We start from the raw sequence: 16,270 nt of genomic DNA on the forward strand, positions 1-16,270 counted from the left end.
ACATTAGCGCCAACTCCGTTATTACTAATATTGTAGTTGCAATAACGGGGCGGACCATACATTTTATTAGTTGATCAAATCCAGTAACTCATGAATGGTTTTCACTGGCGTGATTTTCGCGCCTAACCCTTCCATTGATTTATGATAGTTACGGTAAGGAATAAAGATCTCGGTAAAACCATGTTGCGCCGCTTCTTTCACACGAGGCACACCGCTATCAATCGGGCGAACATCACCGTTTAGGCTCAACTCTCCCATGATGCACGTAGTACGAGGCACCACGAACTCATTTAAGCTACTCAATAGTGCAGCCACCAGCGCCAAGTCGATGCAGGTTTCTGACTCATCAATTTTCAAGCCGCCAACGATATTGAAAAAGGTATCGTGGTAGATCTTCGTTTTCGCATGCTTACGTAAAATACCCGTCAGCATTTTGATACGGTTCATATTTAGACCGACACACACGCGCTGTGGGAACTCACCTTCGGTTTCCGTGGTTAAACACTGGATCTCCAACAAGATATTACGGTTACCTTTACGAATACAGGTAATGGCAGAGCCCGATGATTCTGTTGTTGAACCCGATAAGAAGATCTCACTTGGGTTATCAACACTGAGCATACCGCGTTCAGTCATGCGGAAAATACCAACGGTATCGACATCACCAAAACGGTTTTTATTGGCGCGCAGGGTACGTACTTGACCATCATTGGTATCAATGTGCAGTAAGGAGTCAACGATATGAACAAGCGTTTGTGGGCCTGCAATTTCATTGTTTTTGTTTACGTGAGCAATCAAAAACATCGTTACGTTATTTTGCTTACAATACTGGGTTAACGCTTGTGCTGCTGCTTTTACTTGTGATGGTGAACCAGGGCTACCATTGGCAAGCTCTGTTGATACCGCCTGAATAGAGTCAATAACCGCAAACTTGATTTGTTTAACTTCAAGCTCTGCAATGATCGCTTCCACACTGGTTTCCGCCATCAGATATAAATTATCTTCATTACAATTAAGCTTGAGGCGGTTCACACGGTTCTTAAACTGCGACAGTGACTCTTCTGCAGTACAGTAAAGTGACGGCATTAACTGAGACATACGCGCAACTAAGTCGGAAAGCAGCGTTGTTTTACCTGCACCGGGATCGCCTGAAATAATATTGACAGATCCGGTCGTTAAGCCGCCACAAAGTACGCGATCAAGCTCACCAATGCCTGTTAGCATCTTCTCAGCTTCTACCGCTTCAACTTCGTTCAGTTTTTTCGAGCCGCCACCCACAACACCTGCGTAACCACCAACACTTGCGCGTGCAGAACTGCTGGTTAATCCAGATTTGGTATTAGGGATCGTAAATTCAGTGATCGTATTCCACGCTTTACATCCAGAGCACTGACCTTGCCAACGAGCAAAGTCCATCCCACAATCACTACAAACATATGCACGTTTTGCTGCTTTCGCCATTCTTTACCCTAAATGTCTAATCCATCGAATAAACCGATATTATTCAATGTAAACCTCAACTTAAATGTCAGTTTTTATCACTTTACATTAAACTTTTGTCACTCTAAGCAGATAATACTAACAGCGAATCTTTTCTCAGAAAATAAAATGCAGTTGGACGATTACAAAGCACTCATAGAACAACTATTACCTGTATACGGAAGCGAAGATTTCCAACAGGTATTTGATAGTTTAACCAGTAGCGAATCCGGGCCGATCAAACTCCGTATAAAAATGGAAATTAATCGGTTAATGACCCCGTGTAAAAAAATCATTGATTTACGTGGTCGAGTAAAGGGGCAATGTCGCCCATATACTTTTAACGATCAAACACACTGGCTTGATGATGTAGCCATCAATATTTTACATCGCCGTAGTAAAGTCTTTAATAATCAATACTGTACTGGTTTGTATGAGGCATTAGTTAATACGCATAATGATTTTCGTGAGCTCCACCAGCAAGGTGAACGCTCAACACTTGTGACGCAGAAAAGTAATCTTGAACTCTTTACCGCTAATTTGATCCGCTTTGGTCATTATCTCCACCGAGAAGAAAATCGCCTACAAATCAGCACCCCAGTAACTATTAATTTCCCGCTTAATCAACAGATTTGGGGAATGACCGCTGATCTATCTTTTTCCGGTGCCAAATTTAAAGTCCCAGCAGCATTTAACTATCGTCTTGGGCAAACCATCGATGCCACTTTCCCGCAATTAGCAATAACACACGATGAGCCGTGCTTTGAGCAACCTCACCGTTACCGCATTTTAGGTATTGATGACAACCCAGAAGACAACAGCTTTAAATGGTTACGACTGATCGCATTAAGTGACAATGAAGCCTTAAAAACCATGATCGTCGAGAGTCAAAACAAAGGCACATTACGACATCGCCATAACCATGAAGATAAAATCATTCAGGCACGCACCCAAGGCTATGAGCATTGTTTTCTCAAACATACCGTGGGGATCCCTCTGTTCTTCTCAGGCACTGAGCTGAAATACGCCTTATTGACCGATCACAACCGTTATTTATGGCAATACTGGCATGATGAGCGTAATCAACCCGTGATCAATCAGCTACTCTCCGAGCAACGTATCGCATCATTGGGGCGTAAGGGACTCAAGCAATCTAGTACCCTCATTTATTGTTTCCATCATGATCACCAAGGCTCACGCTATTTCTACTCCGCTGCTTTGCCTGAAATGGATCAAGAGCAGCGTCGTCTATTCTGGCTGCTTGGTGCACACCGTGACAGCTGGCGTGTGATGCGATTAACGGTATACCCTTTGCGCCAACAAGAGCTAGAAAAGCTCAATGATGTCGCCCCTGAAATGCTAGAGAAATTCCAAGATCTCACTCATGTTGGTGTACTACAAGACATTACTCACAAGGCGACACAGCCAGATTATCGTGCAGCCCATAAATCAAGCTTAGATAGCAAAGCGATCAACCCATTTAGACACCCGAAAAACCCAATTTGTCTGGCGGAAGCGATCCATTTCGATCCCAAGCCGCAACGTAGTGAATCTCGCTTTGCTTATAAAACCCCGATCTCTTTATATCAACAAGGGCAATTGATCAGCGTCAGTCACTCTATTGATTTCTCCAGTAAAGGGCTGAACATCAATCTCGATACCCCTTTTCGTTGTAAGAAAGACGATCCTGTGATCATTAAATTTGATCAGCTTCAGCGATTAGCCAAAATAGATATTCTCAATCGTATGCCTTATCGGGTGATCCGTACTAGCCCTAACGGCAAGAATATCCAGCTAATCACCGAGGGAAGTAAAGAATCAGCCGCTAGTGAGCAATTCTTACGTAACTTAATTAAGAGTAACCAAGAAAAACTTGCGCTGTGTGAAGAGCAACTTTCGTCACCTGCGATGTTGCTGGCGATGCACCAAATGCTGCTTACTCGTTTAAATAGCATTCCGTATTTTGCCGAAAAGATTGACCATAAAATCAAAGTGAAAACTGTCGGTTCAAACTTCCCATTAACACCACTTGCCGATATTTTTTATCAGTTAGGCGAGCATAAACACTTTGATCTCAGTCTACTGTTTAAGCGTCGGGTTAAAGAAATGCTAGCCTACCCAATGCGTCCAATTGAAAACGTACGCGAACCTTATGTTCATGAACTGTATATTGCTTTCCAGCAACAAGACGGAGAAATAAAAAAAATCGCGGTCAAAGCGAGCTATGAGTTTGAAACCTTAGAAGATCGCATTCGCTTTATTACCTTTGCTCGTAAAAATGGTAGTTTTCTTGCCATCCGTGTGACTGCATTACCGATTTTTAATCCGCTAACTGCATTAATTGGTGAGAAGCTCAGTGAATTGGCTCGTTTAACACTCCATAGAGCAAGAGCACTTGAAGCGGAATTTATTTCGCTGATTGGTTGTGGTGAGATCTTCGATATTACTGACGAAGTATTAGTTCGATTAGAGATCAGCTAACGCGCTATTTTCACCATACAAACAAAAAGCCGCTGATGATGGCTTTATAACAAAGCGAACATCAGCGGCTTTTCTTATCTCTCTTTTATGCTCTAATTATGGCTTACCAGCTTAAACGCTGCGGCACTAAAGATGCCGACAAGATACACAAAATACCGCCTAAATCAGCATAACGGATCACCGCTGGCGCTTGCTGCTCAACTTTCGGTTTAGCATGATAAGCAATACCTAAACCTGCCGCTTTCATCATTACCAGATCATTTGCGCCATCGCCCACAGCAACAGTATTATGCGGTTCAATATCATATTGCTCGGCAAGCCCTTGCAAGATATTCGCTTTAGCTTGGGCATCAACGACATCTCCAAGCACCTTGCCTGTTAATTTACCGTCAATGATTTCTAATTGGTTAGAAAAAGCAGCTGTAAGATCCAACTCTTGTTTTAGGTGATCAGAAAAGTAAGTAAAACCACCAGAAGCAATCGCGACTTTCCAGCCTCGTGAATGCAAGCTGGCAACAACCTCTCTTAACTCAGGCATAAACGGCAGTGTTGCTTTTACTTCGGCTAAGATAGATTCATCAGCCCCTGCTAGCGTACCTACACGCTGGCGCAAACTTTGTTCAAAGTCCAACTCACCTTGCATCGCGCGTTCAGTGACTTCTGCAACTTGCTCGCCAACACCTGCTAGTTTTGCTATTTCATCAATACATTCAATTTCAATTGCGGTTGAATCCATATCAAACACCACCAACCCCGGCTCAGTAAGATCAGGTAGTTCTGATAAATGGTAATAATCCAATGCTAGTGAACGGAATGCTTGCTCTAGCTCTTCAGTAAGATCATTGGCGATCAAAAACACATCGTAAGATCCAACTTTCCAGCCAGCTAACAATACTAAATCGTCATCAAGCACTGCTGCTAATGATTCAATGTCATAGTGGCTGATCGCTTTACCATAAAACATGGCGCGGGCTTGTCGCTTATCACTGTTAGTAACAGATAATAATTGCGGGAAACGTTTATAAAGCGTGGGGTGTTTTTTAATTTTAAGCACGTGCTCAACATCCATATTATTCATCCTGAAGGTAGCTTATTGCTATACCTAAGTCATCTCAAGATACTTAGGTATAGAGTATGATTATTAAAACCCTAACATCGTGACAATTCAGCCACTTTATCGCTACTTCTTTACAAACTACCGATCCTGCCCGTGAAGAGCAACCCAATTTGTTACAAAGCTGTAATAAAAGATAGCTATTTCTCTTTTCTTTTACCTATAAAAACACCAATAGAAATGTGATTTTTTATCAGAGCTCATTAATAATAGACTCAAGGCTATGTTTTAAAACAAGATAATTACAGTGAATAGTAAGATTCTTAATCTCATAGATTATCGTGTAAAATAGCACCAGCGAAGAAGAAAGGTTAACTCGATGATAAAATGGAAAAATAAGCGCTGGCAAAGCTTAGGACGACTTTCAGTACTGTTATTATGTGCTCTTGCCTTAATTGGTATGCTGGAATATGGCGCCCTGTTAACACAGCGTAATTATCAAATGCTAAGTGAGCAAACACAGACGTTATCGCGCATGCTTGTTCGCCAAACAGCAGAAAGTGCAGCATCTGAAATTACCGATAATGATCAAGATAAATTACAGCAACTCGTCAATCAGCTTTCTGATGAGCCTCTTATTTTAGATGCATCTATTTATAATATTGACGGGGTAACACTAGCAAAAACAGATCAATCAATGCCATTAGAACAATTAACCGGGCTATCTACCCCATTGGCGATGGCGAGCATTGGACGCCAACAAATTGTTCAACCGATTTTTGCTAATAATCACGTGATTGGTTTTGTTCGTATTACGCTTGAGCACAATAAACTATTAGCGCATGCAAAAAGCCAAATTGAATACATGACCAGCATTATTCGTGGCTTGATCCTCGTTGCATTAATGATTGGCTTACTATTGGCTTTTACCTTTGGTCGTCGAAAAGATATTTGGCATTTCCCTTTCTTACTTACCGCTAATGCCAAAGACTAAACGCGAGATCTATCGAATTGACACATAAAAAAACGGAAACAGCTTATCAACTGTTTCCGTTTTTATTTATCTGTTTAATCAAGAATGATTAAGCTTCTTCTGCATCACCTAAGATCACAGAATCTAGTGCGATTTCAATCATCTCGTTGAACGTTAGCTGACGCTCTTCAGACGTTGTCGCTTCACCACGTAAGATGTGATCAGATACAGTACAGATAGTTAGCGCTTTTGCACCAAACTCAGCAGCAACACCGTAGATACCCGCCGCTTCCATTTCAACACCAACGATGCCGTACTTATCCATGGTTTTGAAGAATTCAAAATCTGGGTTGTAGAACAGATCAGCAGAGAAGATGTTACCTACTTTTACAGGAATACCTTTCGCTTTTGCTGCTTCTACTGCGTTTTGTACCATACCGAAATCAGCAATCGCTGCGAAATCGTGACCGCCAAAACGAATACGGTTTACTTTAGAATCTGTTGATGCACCCATACCGATAACAACGTCGCGTAGCTTAACGTCGTCACGTACTGCACCACAACTACCCACACGAATGATCTTCTTCACACCAAAATCTTTAATTAATTCTGTTGCGTAGATAGAACATGATGGAATACCCATACCGTGACCCATAACAGAGATCTTGCGACCTTTGTAAGTGCCCGTGAAGCCTAACATACTACGTACATTACATACTTCTTTTGCGTCTTCTAGGAAAGTTTCAGCAATGTACTTAGCACGTAGCGGATCGCCCGGCATTAGCACTACATCTGCAAAATCGCCCATTTCAGCATTAATATGTGGAGTAGCCATAGTTGTATCCTTTTCCTATTTTTAGTTAGCTGTCAGTGTTGAATTACGCTCAACGTTAAAGGCTGACATTTCGCTAAACACGCTGTGACTGTCTCGCATTATAAAGTGGAAAATACTAAACAATCATGTCTTTTTTATAATAAATAAGGGTAAATAAGATTTACCCTTATAAGAAATTTTTCAATTATAGGAATGACTTACCGTATTCCATATCAGAAGTACCAAAGTACTCTGCTAGACTTTGACCGATATCGGCAAATGTCTCACGGCGACCTAGTGAGCCAGGCTTGATATTAGGACCTGCAACCAATACTGGAATGTGCTCACGAGTATGATCAGTACCCGGCCATGTTGGATCACAACCGTGATCGGCTGTAATGATCATGACATCCTCACCTTGAAGTAGCTCTAAGATCTCAGGTAGACGACGATCAAAGTATTCAAGCGCTGCCGCATAACCTGCCACATTACGACGGTGACCATAAGCAGAATCGAAATCAACAAAGTTAGTGAACACAATGGTGTTATCACCCGCTTCTTTAATTTGCGCTAACGTTGCGTCAAACAAAGCAGGAATGCCAGTTGCTTTTACTTTGCTCGTAATACCGCAACCTGCGTAGATATCAGAAATCTTACCGATGGATACCACTTCACCTTGTTTCTCATCCACTAGCTTTTGTAAAATCGTTGCTGCTGGCGGCTCAAGCGACAAATCACGGCGGTTACCCGTACGCTCAAACTGACCTTTACCTGCACCGATAAATGGACGCGCGATAACACGGCCAATGTTGTAATCTTCTAGCTCTTCACGGGCAATTTGGCAAAGCTCTAATAGACGATCTAAACCAAATGTCTCTTCATGACAGGCAATCTGAAATACTGAGTCAGCAGAAGTGTAGAAGATTGGTTGACCCGTTCTCATGTGCTCTTCGCCTAGATCATCCAGTACTTGTGTACCCGATGCATGGCAGTTACCAAGGAAGCCATCTAAACCTGCGCGAGCTAGAATGCGATCAGTAAGCTCTTTCGGGAAGCTATTTGCTTTATCGTCAAAGTAGCCCCAATCAAACAACACAGGCACACCAGCAATTTCCCAGTGACCAGATGGCGTATCTTTACCAGAAGATAGCTCTTGTGCATGGGCGTAAGCGCCTGTGATCTCTGAATTTGGATCCATGCCTTCAGGGAAGCTACCGCATGATTCTTCACACGCTTTCGCTAAACCTAATTTTGTTAAGTTTGGTAAGTGTAATGGACCGTTGCGATCGCCATTATTAGCTTCGCCGCGCGCACACGCCTGTGCAATATGACCCAATGTATTTGCACCTACATCACCAAATTTATCAGCGTCTGCAGAGGCACCAATACCAAAAGAATCTAGCACTAAAATAATTGAACGTTTCATAGTTACTCCATTACACATCTTGCTTGCTGACACGACGGTATACTTCAGGGGTTGCTTCAGGTTTATTGTCACTCACGGTGATGTTGCTACGAACTGCTTTTGCTGCTTCTTCCCATTGTGCTTCAGTACGTGCATGTACCATAGCTAATGGGGTATCAGCATACACTTCATCACCTAAACGGATCATGTCGCTAAAGCCTACTGCGTAATCAATCTTATCGCTTGCTACGCGGCGACCACCGCCCATACCCACCACAGCCATACCTAAACCACGAGTATCCATGGCATGAGCAAAACCTGTCGTTTCAGCAAATACTGGCTTCACGATTTCAGCTTTTTCTAAATAGTTGTCATAGTTTTCGATGAAATCTGTAGGGCCACCTAAACCTGCCACCATTTTGCCAAATCGCTCTGCCGCTTGACCGTTATCTAATACTGCTTGCAGCTTAGTACGTGCTTGTTGTGTATCAGTAGCTAACTTACTGATCACTAACATTTCAGCACACAATGCCATAGTTACTTCAAACAAACGAGGGTTACGGTATTCGTCAGTTAAGAACTGTACCGCTTCACGTACTTCTAGTGCATTACCCGCGCTCGATGCTAATACTTGGTTCATGTCTGTTAGCAATGCAGATGTACACGTACCCGCACCATTTGCCACTGCGACGATTGATTTCGCTAGATCTTCAGAGGCTTGGTAAGTTGGCATAAATGCACCAGAGCCCACTTTCACATCCATCACTAAGTAATCTAAGCCAGCTGCTAATTTCTTCGATAAAATCGAGGCGGTAATTAGTGAGATGTTATCAACCGTTGCAGTCACGTCACGGGTCGCGTACACACGCTTATCCGCTGGCGCTAAATCACCAGTTTGACCAATGATCGCCACACCCGCCTCTTTCGTCACACTACCGAACACTTCGTTGGTTGGAGTGATGTTATAACCTGGGATTGATTCCAGCTTATCGAGCGTACCGCCTGTGTGGCCCAAACCACGACCAGAGATCATTGGTACGTAACCACCACATGCCGCCACCATTGCGCCTAGCATTAATGAAGTCACATCACCCACACCACCGGTTGAGTGTTTATCTACAACAGGACCATCAAAGTGCATGTATCCCCAATCAATCACCATGCCTGAATCACGCATTGCACATGTTAGTGCCACACGCTCGTCCATGGTCATATCGTTAAAGTAAATTGCCATTGCGAATGCCGCAATTTGACCTTCAGAGACAGTATCTTTCGCTACGCCTTGAATGAAGAAATTAATTTCATCGGCAGTTAATTCAATATTGTCACGCTTTTTACGAATGATTTCTTGAGGTAAGTACATGCTGATCCTCTTATTTTTTGTTCAGCTAAGTAGGGAGTACTAACGCTTTAATTTATGGTGTTTTGCTTTATTTTCTAAATTTTAGGTGCAAAAAAGGCAACAACCACGAAAACGTAGTGCTGATATACAAATTAAAGTATTAGTTACGACGTTAATAACGTCGCCAAAGAATTTAAACAAGGTGGCGATTCACCACCTTGTTTACAAAAGATTAGTAGCCGCCTTGCGCCGCTTCTTCACCTTCGCCTAATGTGTGTAGCAAGTTAGCCAGTAGGCTTGATGCACCAAAACGGTAGTGGCGGCTATCCGCCCACTCAGCACCTAGAGTTTCATCAGCCATCGCTAGATACTGTTGCGCATCTTCAGCTGTACGCACACCACCAGCAGGCTTAAAGCCAACTGTTTTTTCTACGCCCATGTCTTTAATCACATTAAGCATGATTTGTGCATATTCTGGTGTTGCGTTTACAGGCACTTTACCTGTTGATGTTTTGATGAAATCTGCACCAGCATTGATTGAGATTTCAGATGCTTGCTTGATAAGTGCTTCTGTTTTTAGCTCACCCGTTTCGATGATAACTTTTAGTAGTACGTTGTCGCCACATGCCGCTTTACATTGCTTCACAAGCTCAAAACCAACTTCTGCATTACCAGCCATTAGTGCGCGGTATGGGAATACTACGTCGACTTCGTCAGCACCGTAAGCAACCGCCGCTTTTGTTTCAGCAACAGCGATTTCGATATCATCGTTACCGTGTGGGAAGTTAGTTACTGTTGCAATGCGTACTTCTGGCGTACCTTGCTCACGTAGTTGCTTCTTCGCTACTGGGATAAAGCGAGGGTAAATGCACACTGCTGCCGTGTTACCAACAACTGTTTTAGCGTTCTTACAAAGCTCGATCACTTTTGCATCAGTGTCGTCGTCATTCAGTGTTGTTAAATCCATTAATTTAAGTGCACGTAGTGCAGCAGTTTTTAAATCGCTCATGACTATCTCCAGTCGTAATATTTAATTCAAAGCTGATCAAATGAAGCTGTGAATATCAGTATAAACGAAGGTAAAGCTCTCATGGTTTTCCATCAGGCTACCGAATGCAGTATCAAATACTGCAACAAATGAGCGGACTTGATTCCTTGAAGTTTTCAGTAAGTAAATACTTACCAAATGACTTATCCATATTCCCGCGCAAGAGCAGCAGCACACTGTGCTCCCCTTGCAAAATCGCTTTATTTGTTGGGCTCAATCATAACAACTCGACCGTCATTCGACTATCAAACTTATGTTTCCACCCGTGGATAATGTGTTTACTAAAATAATAAATCAGAAACAGTAACAGCGTTATTCTGCCTAACCTTATTGACTTTAAATAAGTGGCATTTGCTCGTCACATTACCCTTTTTGAATGGCGTAAGAATAGCAGAGTGAAAATATAGAAAAGGGAACGCAATCGATTTTATGCAAGTTAATTTCGAACTATCGCCATAATGTTTACTTATGCTGTTGATTATCGCTGAACATTTCCAGTGCAAACATAAAAAAACGCCCCGACTTTCGTCAGGGCGTTTTTATGAGATTTGGTTATCTTAGCAATTACATCGCTAGAGAGATAAACAGACCAGCAATTGTTGCAGACATTAGGTTCGATAACGTACCTGCTGCTACCGCCTTCATACCGAAGCGAGCGATTTCTGCACGGCGGCTTGGAGCAAGGCCACCTAGACCACCTAGTAGGATTGCAACCGATGAAAGGTTTGCGAAACCACATAGTGCGAATGAGATAATTGCTTTTGTCTTCTCAGACATTGCTGCGCCAGTTTGAGCTACAAGCATACCGCCATCTGCCACGTCTTTTAGGTACGGTGCAAAGTTTAGGTAAGCAACGAATTCGTTAACAACAATCTTCTGACCGATGAATGAACCAGCGATTTGTGCTTCACCCCATGGCACGCCGATTAGGTAAGCAAGTGGTGCGAAGATGTAACCTAGGATTAGTTCTAGTGTTAGCTCAGGCATACCGAACCAACCACCGATACCACCTAGCATACCGTTGATTAGGGCGATTAGACCGATGAATGCTAGTAGCATCGCACCTACGTTTAGCGCAAGTTGCATACCAGATGAAGCACCTGCTGCTGCTGCGTCGATAACGTTAGCTGGTTTTTCAACACTTTCATCTTCGTTACCAGCAAGCTGCTCAATAGGCTGCTCAGTTTCTGGCTTGATGATTTTAGCAAACAGTAGACCACCAGGTGCTGCCATGAATGATGCTGCAATTAGGTACTCTAGCGGTACACCCATTGATGCGTAACCTGCTAGTACACCACCAGCAACTGACGCCAAACCACCACACATTACTGCGAATAGCTCAGATTGCGTCATCTTAGGAATGAATGGACGAACAACTAATGGTGCTTCTGTTTGACCAACGAAAATGTTCGCTGTTGCTGACATAGATTCGGCGTGAGAAGTACCCAATACTTTGCGTAGACCGCCACCAAGAATGTTGATAACAATTTGCATCACACCCAAGTAGTAAAGAACACTAATCAACGCAGAGAAGAAGACAATAACAGGAAGAACGCGTAGGGCGAATACAAAGCCACCACCACCGAATACTTCAAACATTTTATCCGATGTTAGGCCACCAAATAGGAAGTTGATACCGTCATTACCGTAAGCGATAACGTTAGCAACAGCTTGAGACATGCCATACAGCACATCACGACCAACTGGCACATACAGTACGAATGCACCTAATAAGAATTGGATAGCAAATGCGCCACCAACAGTACGTAAGTTAATTGCTTTACGGTTATCAGAAAGTAGTACTGCGATTAATAGCAGAACAACCATCCCAACCAGGCTCATAAACATGCTCATGGTTTATGTATATCCTATTAAGTTAAATTTGGCGTCTCAACAATTCGGCTCTCTATAAGAGTCGTGCGCATTATACGCATGCAGCCCGTAACAAAGTAATGCCACCATCACAGTTTTAGAGCTGTAAACATGCAAGAGTTACCCACTCTGTGAACGCAATCACAAAAAATTATAACCAAAAAGCAAACGTTTTACGCAATCGTTTGTCTTTTGTACCAAGATCACGAGGGAATTTTAAATAGTTCATATGCAGTTAAGGTTGTAGCACCGATAACATCCGCTATTTCTATCCCTTTAAGCAGTGCAACTGACTGCGCAATATGGGTTAAACGTTCAGGACGATTTGGTTCTCCTTGAAAACCACAAACAGGCATATCAGGCGCATCGGTCTCTAACACGATCGCTGACAATGGCAATTTTCTAATGGTCTCTCGGGTCTTTTTCGCCCGTTCATACGTGATTGTGCCACCGACGCCAATTTTGATCCCCAAATCCAACAATTGAGATGCTTGCTGATAACTACCACTAAAACCATGATAAACCCCACCTTGAGAAGGCATATCCGTTTTAATGGCTCGCAATAATTCAGGAAAGGCTTTACGACAATGTAATATAACAGGAAGGTGGTAAGTATTAGCTAACTTTAATTGTTCAGTGAGCCACGATAATTGCTGCTGACGATCAAACTCTGCTATCGCAAAATCCAATCCGCACTCACCTACAGCAACACACTTTGTATTAGGCTGTTTTAACGCCGTTGCTAATGCATTGGCCAATTGAGTACATACATCATCAGTATGTTCGGTGCTAAAGAAAGGATGAATACCCAAACCGTAATAAAGCTCATGATGGTGTTGGCATAACTGCTCAATACTATGCCAATTAGATTGCCCAACAGAGGGAATGACTATTTGCTTAACTCCAGCCGCTTTTGCCAAGGTTAACGCACGCTCTGGATCATCACTAAATGGGGGATAATCAAAGTGGCAATGGGTATCTATCATCTATAATCCCTTTCATTACAAATCTCTTGTTATGAAGAGATACCTTATCGCTCTCTTCTATTTGGTTAAGAATACTTTATTTCACTATGCTCAATTAAGGATTCTTATACGCCTAGATTGAGTCTCACGCTAAAATCAGCGACAATAATAGACAACTTACCATTCATTTTGTTCTGTTGCTTTGCTTGATGTAATACAGCGGCAACGGAGTACTTTTATTTAAAAAGAACACGCTAATGTCGCAAACTCAGTTTCAGGGCGAAGTATCTAAACGTCGTACTTTCGCTATCATCTCTCACCCCGATGCGGGTAAAACAACCATTACCGAAAAAGTACTGTTATTCGGAAACGCTATCCAAAAAGCAGGTACGGTAAAAGGTCGTGGTTCTAACCAACACGCAAAATCAGACTGGATGGAGATGGAAAAAGAGCGTGGTATCTCTGTTACTACCTCTGTAATGCAATTTCCATACAACGAATGCCTGGTAAACCTACTAGATACTCCAGGACACGAAGATTTCTCGGAAGATACCTACCGTACTCTAACCGCTGTTGACTCATGTCTAATGGTTATCGATGCAGCAAAAGGTGTCGAAGATCGTACCCGTAAGCTAATGGAAGTAACGCGTCTGCGTGATACGCCTATCGTTACCTTCATGAACAAATTGGACCGTGATATCCGTGATCCAATGGAGCTACTAGACGAAGTTGAAAATGAACTAGGTATGGCATGTGCTCCTATTTCATGGCCGATCGGTTGTGGTAAAGAGTTCAAAGGTGTGTACCACATTCACCGTGACGAAACGATCCTATACAGCACAGGTCAAGGTCATACGATCCAAGAACAACGTATCGTTAAGGGCATTGATAACCCTGAGCTTGATGAAGCTGTAGGTAGCGATCTAGCTGAACAACTTCGTGAAGAGCTTGAGCTTGTACTGGGCGCTTCAAACGAGTTTGATGAAGAGCTATTTTTAGCTGGCGAACTAACACCAGTATTTTTTGGTACTGCACTAGGTAACTTTGGTGTTGACCACATGCTTGATGGCTTAACCGCATGGGCACCAGCGCCACTACCTCGCCAAGCCAACGAGCGTGAAGTAGTAGCAACGGAAGATAAGTTCTCTGGCTTCGTATTTAAGATCCAAGCCAACATGGATCCTAAGCACCGTGACCGTATCGCATTCATGCGTATTGTATCGGGTACTTACACTCAAGGTATGAAGATGAACCATGTTCGTACCGGTAAAAACGTTAGTATCTCTGATGCGGTAACGTTCATGGCGGGTGATCGTTCTCGTGCTGAAACCGCTTATGCTGGTGACATCATTGGTCTACACAACCACGGTACAATCCAAATCGGTGATACTTTCACTCAAGGTGAAAGCTTGAAGTTCTCTGGTATTCCAAACTTCGCACCAGAATTGTTCCGCCGTATTCGCCTAAAAGATCCACTAAAGCAAAAGCAGCTACTAAAAGGTCTGGTACAGCTTTCTGAAGAAGGTGCGGTACAGGTATTCCGTCCACTGCAAAACAACGATTTGATCGTAGGTGCGGTCGGTGTGCTTCAGTTTGATGTGGTTGTTGCACGTCTAAAAGCAGAGTACAACGTTGAAGCGATTTACGAAGGTGTTAACGTGGCAACTGCACGTTGGGTTGAGTGTGATGACGTGAAGAAACTCGAAGAGTTTAAGCGTAAGAACCAAGCAAACCTTGCACTTGATGGTGGCGATAACTTGTCTTACATCGCACCAACGATGGTTAACCTAAACCTTGCGAAAGAGCGTTTCCCTGAAGTTGATTTCCGTGCAACACGTGAACACTAATCAGCGCTATTAGATTTAACCAATAGATATAACAAAGCCGAGCATGATGCTCGGCTTTTTCATGTTTATCACTCATCAAATAACAACAGTAAATTAACCAAATGGCATGAACATGTACGCCATGATCAAGGCATCTTCACGACCTGTTGCTGTTGGGTAGTAATCCACACGACGGTTAGTTTCATTAAATCCTGTCGCTTCATAAAGCTTATAGGCACCAGTGTTACTTTCGCGCACTTCTAACCAAATTTCTTCTGCTTGTTTCGCTTCTAGCGCATCAATAAAACCATTTAATAAGATTTTACCGTAGCCCTTGCGTTGGTGTGCAGGATCAATGGCAATATTAAGTAACGTACCTTCACCTGCCACCAGCTGCCCATAACAGTAGCCAACAACTTGATCATCAGCGATTAAAACGTAGTTTGCCGCAATACGATTGGGCTCTTTACGGATCATTGATTCAGCCCAAGGAAAAGCATGAGCTGCTTGCTCAATGCGCCATACCTCATCACAATGCTGTGCTTCTAGGGGAATAATTTTATGCGTCATAACTACAGATCTGTTGCCATAATGTTTTCTTCGCAGAAGGATCATTATGCATTAACGGTAAAGATACGGAATTAAGTACCTGACATCCGGTTGGATGAGCGCCTTGGCAACCAGCAAACCAACACCACGTTAAATGGTGTTCACCCACTTGCTCTAAGGCTTCAAGCGGCAGAGATAACGCCTGTTCAGGTTGTAATTTCATACTACTGAGAATACGCCCAAACAACCATGCATCATGCTCATTGAGTTCATCATTGGTAACTAACAGTAGTTTGCAACTTTCAGGGAGATCAATCACGGGAATGACTTGATCAGGAAAGATTTCAGGCTTTCTCACCTGCCAATAGGTTAACCCCATTTCTTGGAGCACCTGAATATCACGCTGTTTCATTCCGTACCTGCTATCTAACTTCCACAACACTATTAGCTATGCTATGGCAA

13 protein-coding genes are annotated in these 16,270 nt (G+C 42.9%); 3 read left to right on the top strand and 10 right to left on the bottom strand.

Annotated elements, in window-relative coordinates:
* Nucleotides 1-66 precede the first annotated feature (66 nt).
* Nucleotides 67-1,461 carry a DNA repair protein RadA gene (radA, locus tag Q7674_RS19010; RefSeq protein ID WP_045064059.1) on the bottom strand — a complete coding sequence of 465 codons (1,395 nt, stop codon included), beginning with the start codon at nt 1,459-1,461 and terminating at the stop codon, nt 67-69.
* A gap of 147 nt (nt 1,462-1,608) precedes the next feature.
* Here radA and Q7674_RS19015 point away from each other — a divergent pair, with 147 nt between their 5' ends.
* Nucleotides 1,609-3,960, top strand: a complete 2,352-nt coding sequence (locus tag Q7674_RS19015; RefSeq protein ID WP_305423112.1) for a PilZ domain-containing protein — start codon at nt 1,609-1,611, stop codon at nt 3,958-3,960.
* A 103-nt stretch (nt 3,961-4,063) separates the two neighbouring features.
* Here the strand turns inward: Q7674_RS19015 and serB are convergent, their stop codons facing one another.
* Complete coding sequence (gene serB / locus Q7674_RS19020; RefSeq protein WP_045064056.1) at nt 4,064-5,029, bottom strand: phosphoserine phosphatase; 966 nt, start codon at nt 5,027-5,029, stop codon at nt 4,064-4,066.
* Nucleotides 5,030-5,393: 364 nt separating this feature from the next.
* Here serB and Q7674_RS19025 point away from each other — a divergent pair, with 364 nt between their 5' ends.
* Nucleotides 5,394-6,008, top strand: a complete 615-nt coding sequence (locus Q7674_RS19025; protein ID WP_023930961.1) for a YtjB family periplasmic protein — start codon at nt 5,394-5,396, stop codon at nt 6,006-6,008.
* A gap of 88 nt (nt 6,009-6,096) precedes the next feature.
* Here Q7674_RS19025 and deoD read toward each other — a convergent pair whose 3' ends face one another.
* From deoD to Q7674_RS19055, 6 genes are all read right to left on the bottom strand, one after another.
* Nucleotides 6,097-6,822 carry a purine-nucleoside phosphorylase gene (deoD, locus tag Q7674_RS19030; RefSeq protein ID WP_008988390.1) on the bottom strand — a complete coding sequence of 242 codons (726 nt, stop codon included), beginning with the start codon at nt 6,820-6,822 and terminating at the stop codon, nt 6,097-6,099.
* A gap of 184 nt (nt 6,823-7,006) precedes the next feature.
* Nucleotides 7,007-8,227 carry a phosphopentomutase gene (locus tag Q7674_RS19035; RefSeq protein WP_045064052.1) on the bottom strand — a complete coding sequence of 407 codons (1,221 nt, stop codon included), beginning with the start codon at nt 8,225-8,227 and terminating at the stop codon, nt 7,007-7,009.
* 10 nt (nt 8,228-8,237) lie between these two features.
* Entirely contained in the window at nt 8,238-9,569 is a 1,332-nt protein-coding gene (gene deoA, locus Q7674_RS19040; RefSeq protein ID WP_305423113.1) for a thymidine phosphorylase, read from the bottom strand.
* Nucleotides 9,570-9,780: 211 nt separating this feature from the next.
* Nucleotides 9,781-10,557 carry a deoxyribose-phosphate aldolase gene (gene deoC / locus Q7674_RS19045; RefSeq protein ID WP_045064049.1) on the bottom strand — a complete coding sequence of 259 codons (777 nt, stop codon included), beginning with the start codon at nt 10,555-10,557 and terminating at the stop codon, nt 9,781-9,783.
* A 603-nt stretch (nt 10,558-11,160) separates the two neighbouring features.
* A complete protein-coding gene (locus tag Q7674_RS19050) occupies nt 11,161-12,450 on the bottom strand; it encodes a NupC/NupG family nucleoside CNT transporter (RefSeq protein WP_045064047.1) in 1,290 nt (429 codons plus the stop codon).
* A gap of 221 nt (nt 12,451-12,671) precedes the next feature.
* Nucleotides 12,672-13,454: a TatD family hydrolase gene (locus tag Q7674_RS19055; protein WP_045064045.1), complete on the bottom strand. Its 783-nt coding sequence runs from the start codon at nt 13,452-13,454 to the stop codon at nt 12,672-12,674.
* Between the two features lie 236 nt (nt 13,455-13,690).
* Here Q7674_RS19055 and prfC point away from each other — a divergent pair, with 236 nt between their 5' ends.
* Nucleotides 13,691-15,280, top strand: coding sequence for a peptide chain release factor 3 (gene prfC, locus Q7674_RS19060; RefSeq protein WP_008988401.1), 1,590 nt, complete (start codon nt 13,691-13,693; stop codon nt 15,278-15,280).
* 93 nt (nt 15,281-15,373) lie between these two features.
* Here the strand turns inward: prfC and rimI are convergent, their stop codons facing one another.
* Together rimI and Q7674_RS19070 are read right to left on the bottom strand one after the other, a co-directional pair.
* Nucleotides 15,374-15,829 carry a ribosomal protein S18-alanine N-acetyltransferase gene (gene rimI, locus Q7674_RS19065; RefSeq protein WP_045064043.1) on the bottom strand — a complete coding sequence of 152 codons (456 nt, stop codon included), beginning with the start codon at nt 15,827-15,829 and terminating at the stop codon, nt 15,374-15,376.
* Complete coding sequence (locus Q7674_RS19070; protein WP_023930968.1) at nt 15,819-16,220, bottom strand: DNA polymerase III subunit psi; 402 nt, start codon at nt 16,218-16,220, stop codon at nt 15,819-15,821. The genes rimI and Q7674_RS19070 overlap by 11 nt, the downstream gene beginning before the upstream one ends.
* Between the last annotated feature and the right edge of the window lie 50 nt (nt 16,221-16,270).

Origin of the sequence: Photobacterium leiognathi (assembly GCF_030685535.1) — a bacterium.
Lineage (GTDB): Bacteria > Pseudomonadota > Gammaproteobacteria > Enterobacterales > Vibrionaceae > Photobacterium > Photobacterium leiognathi.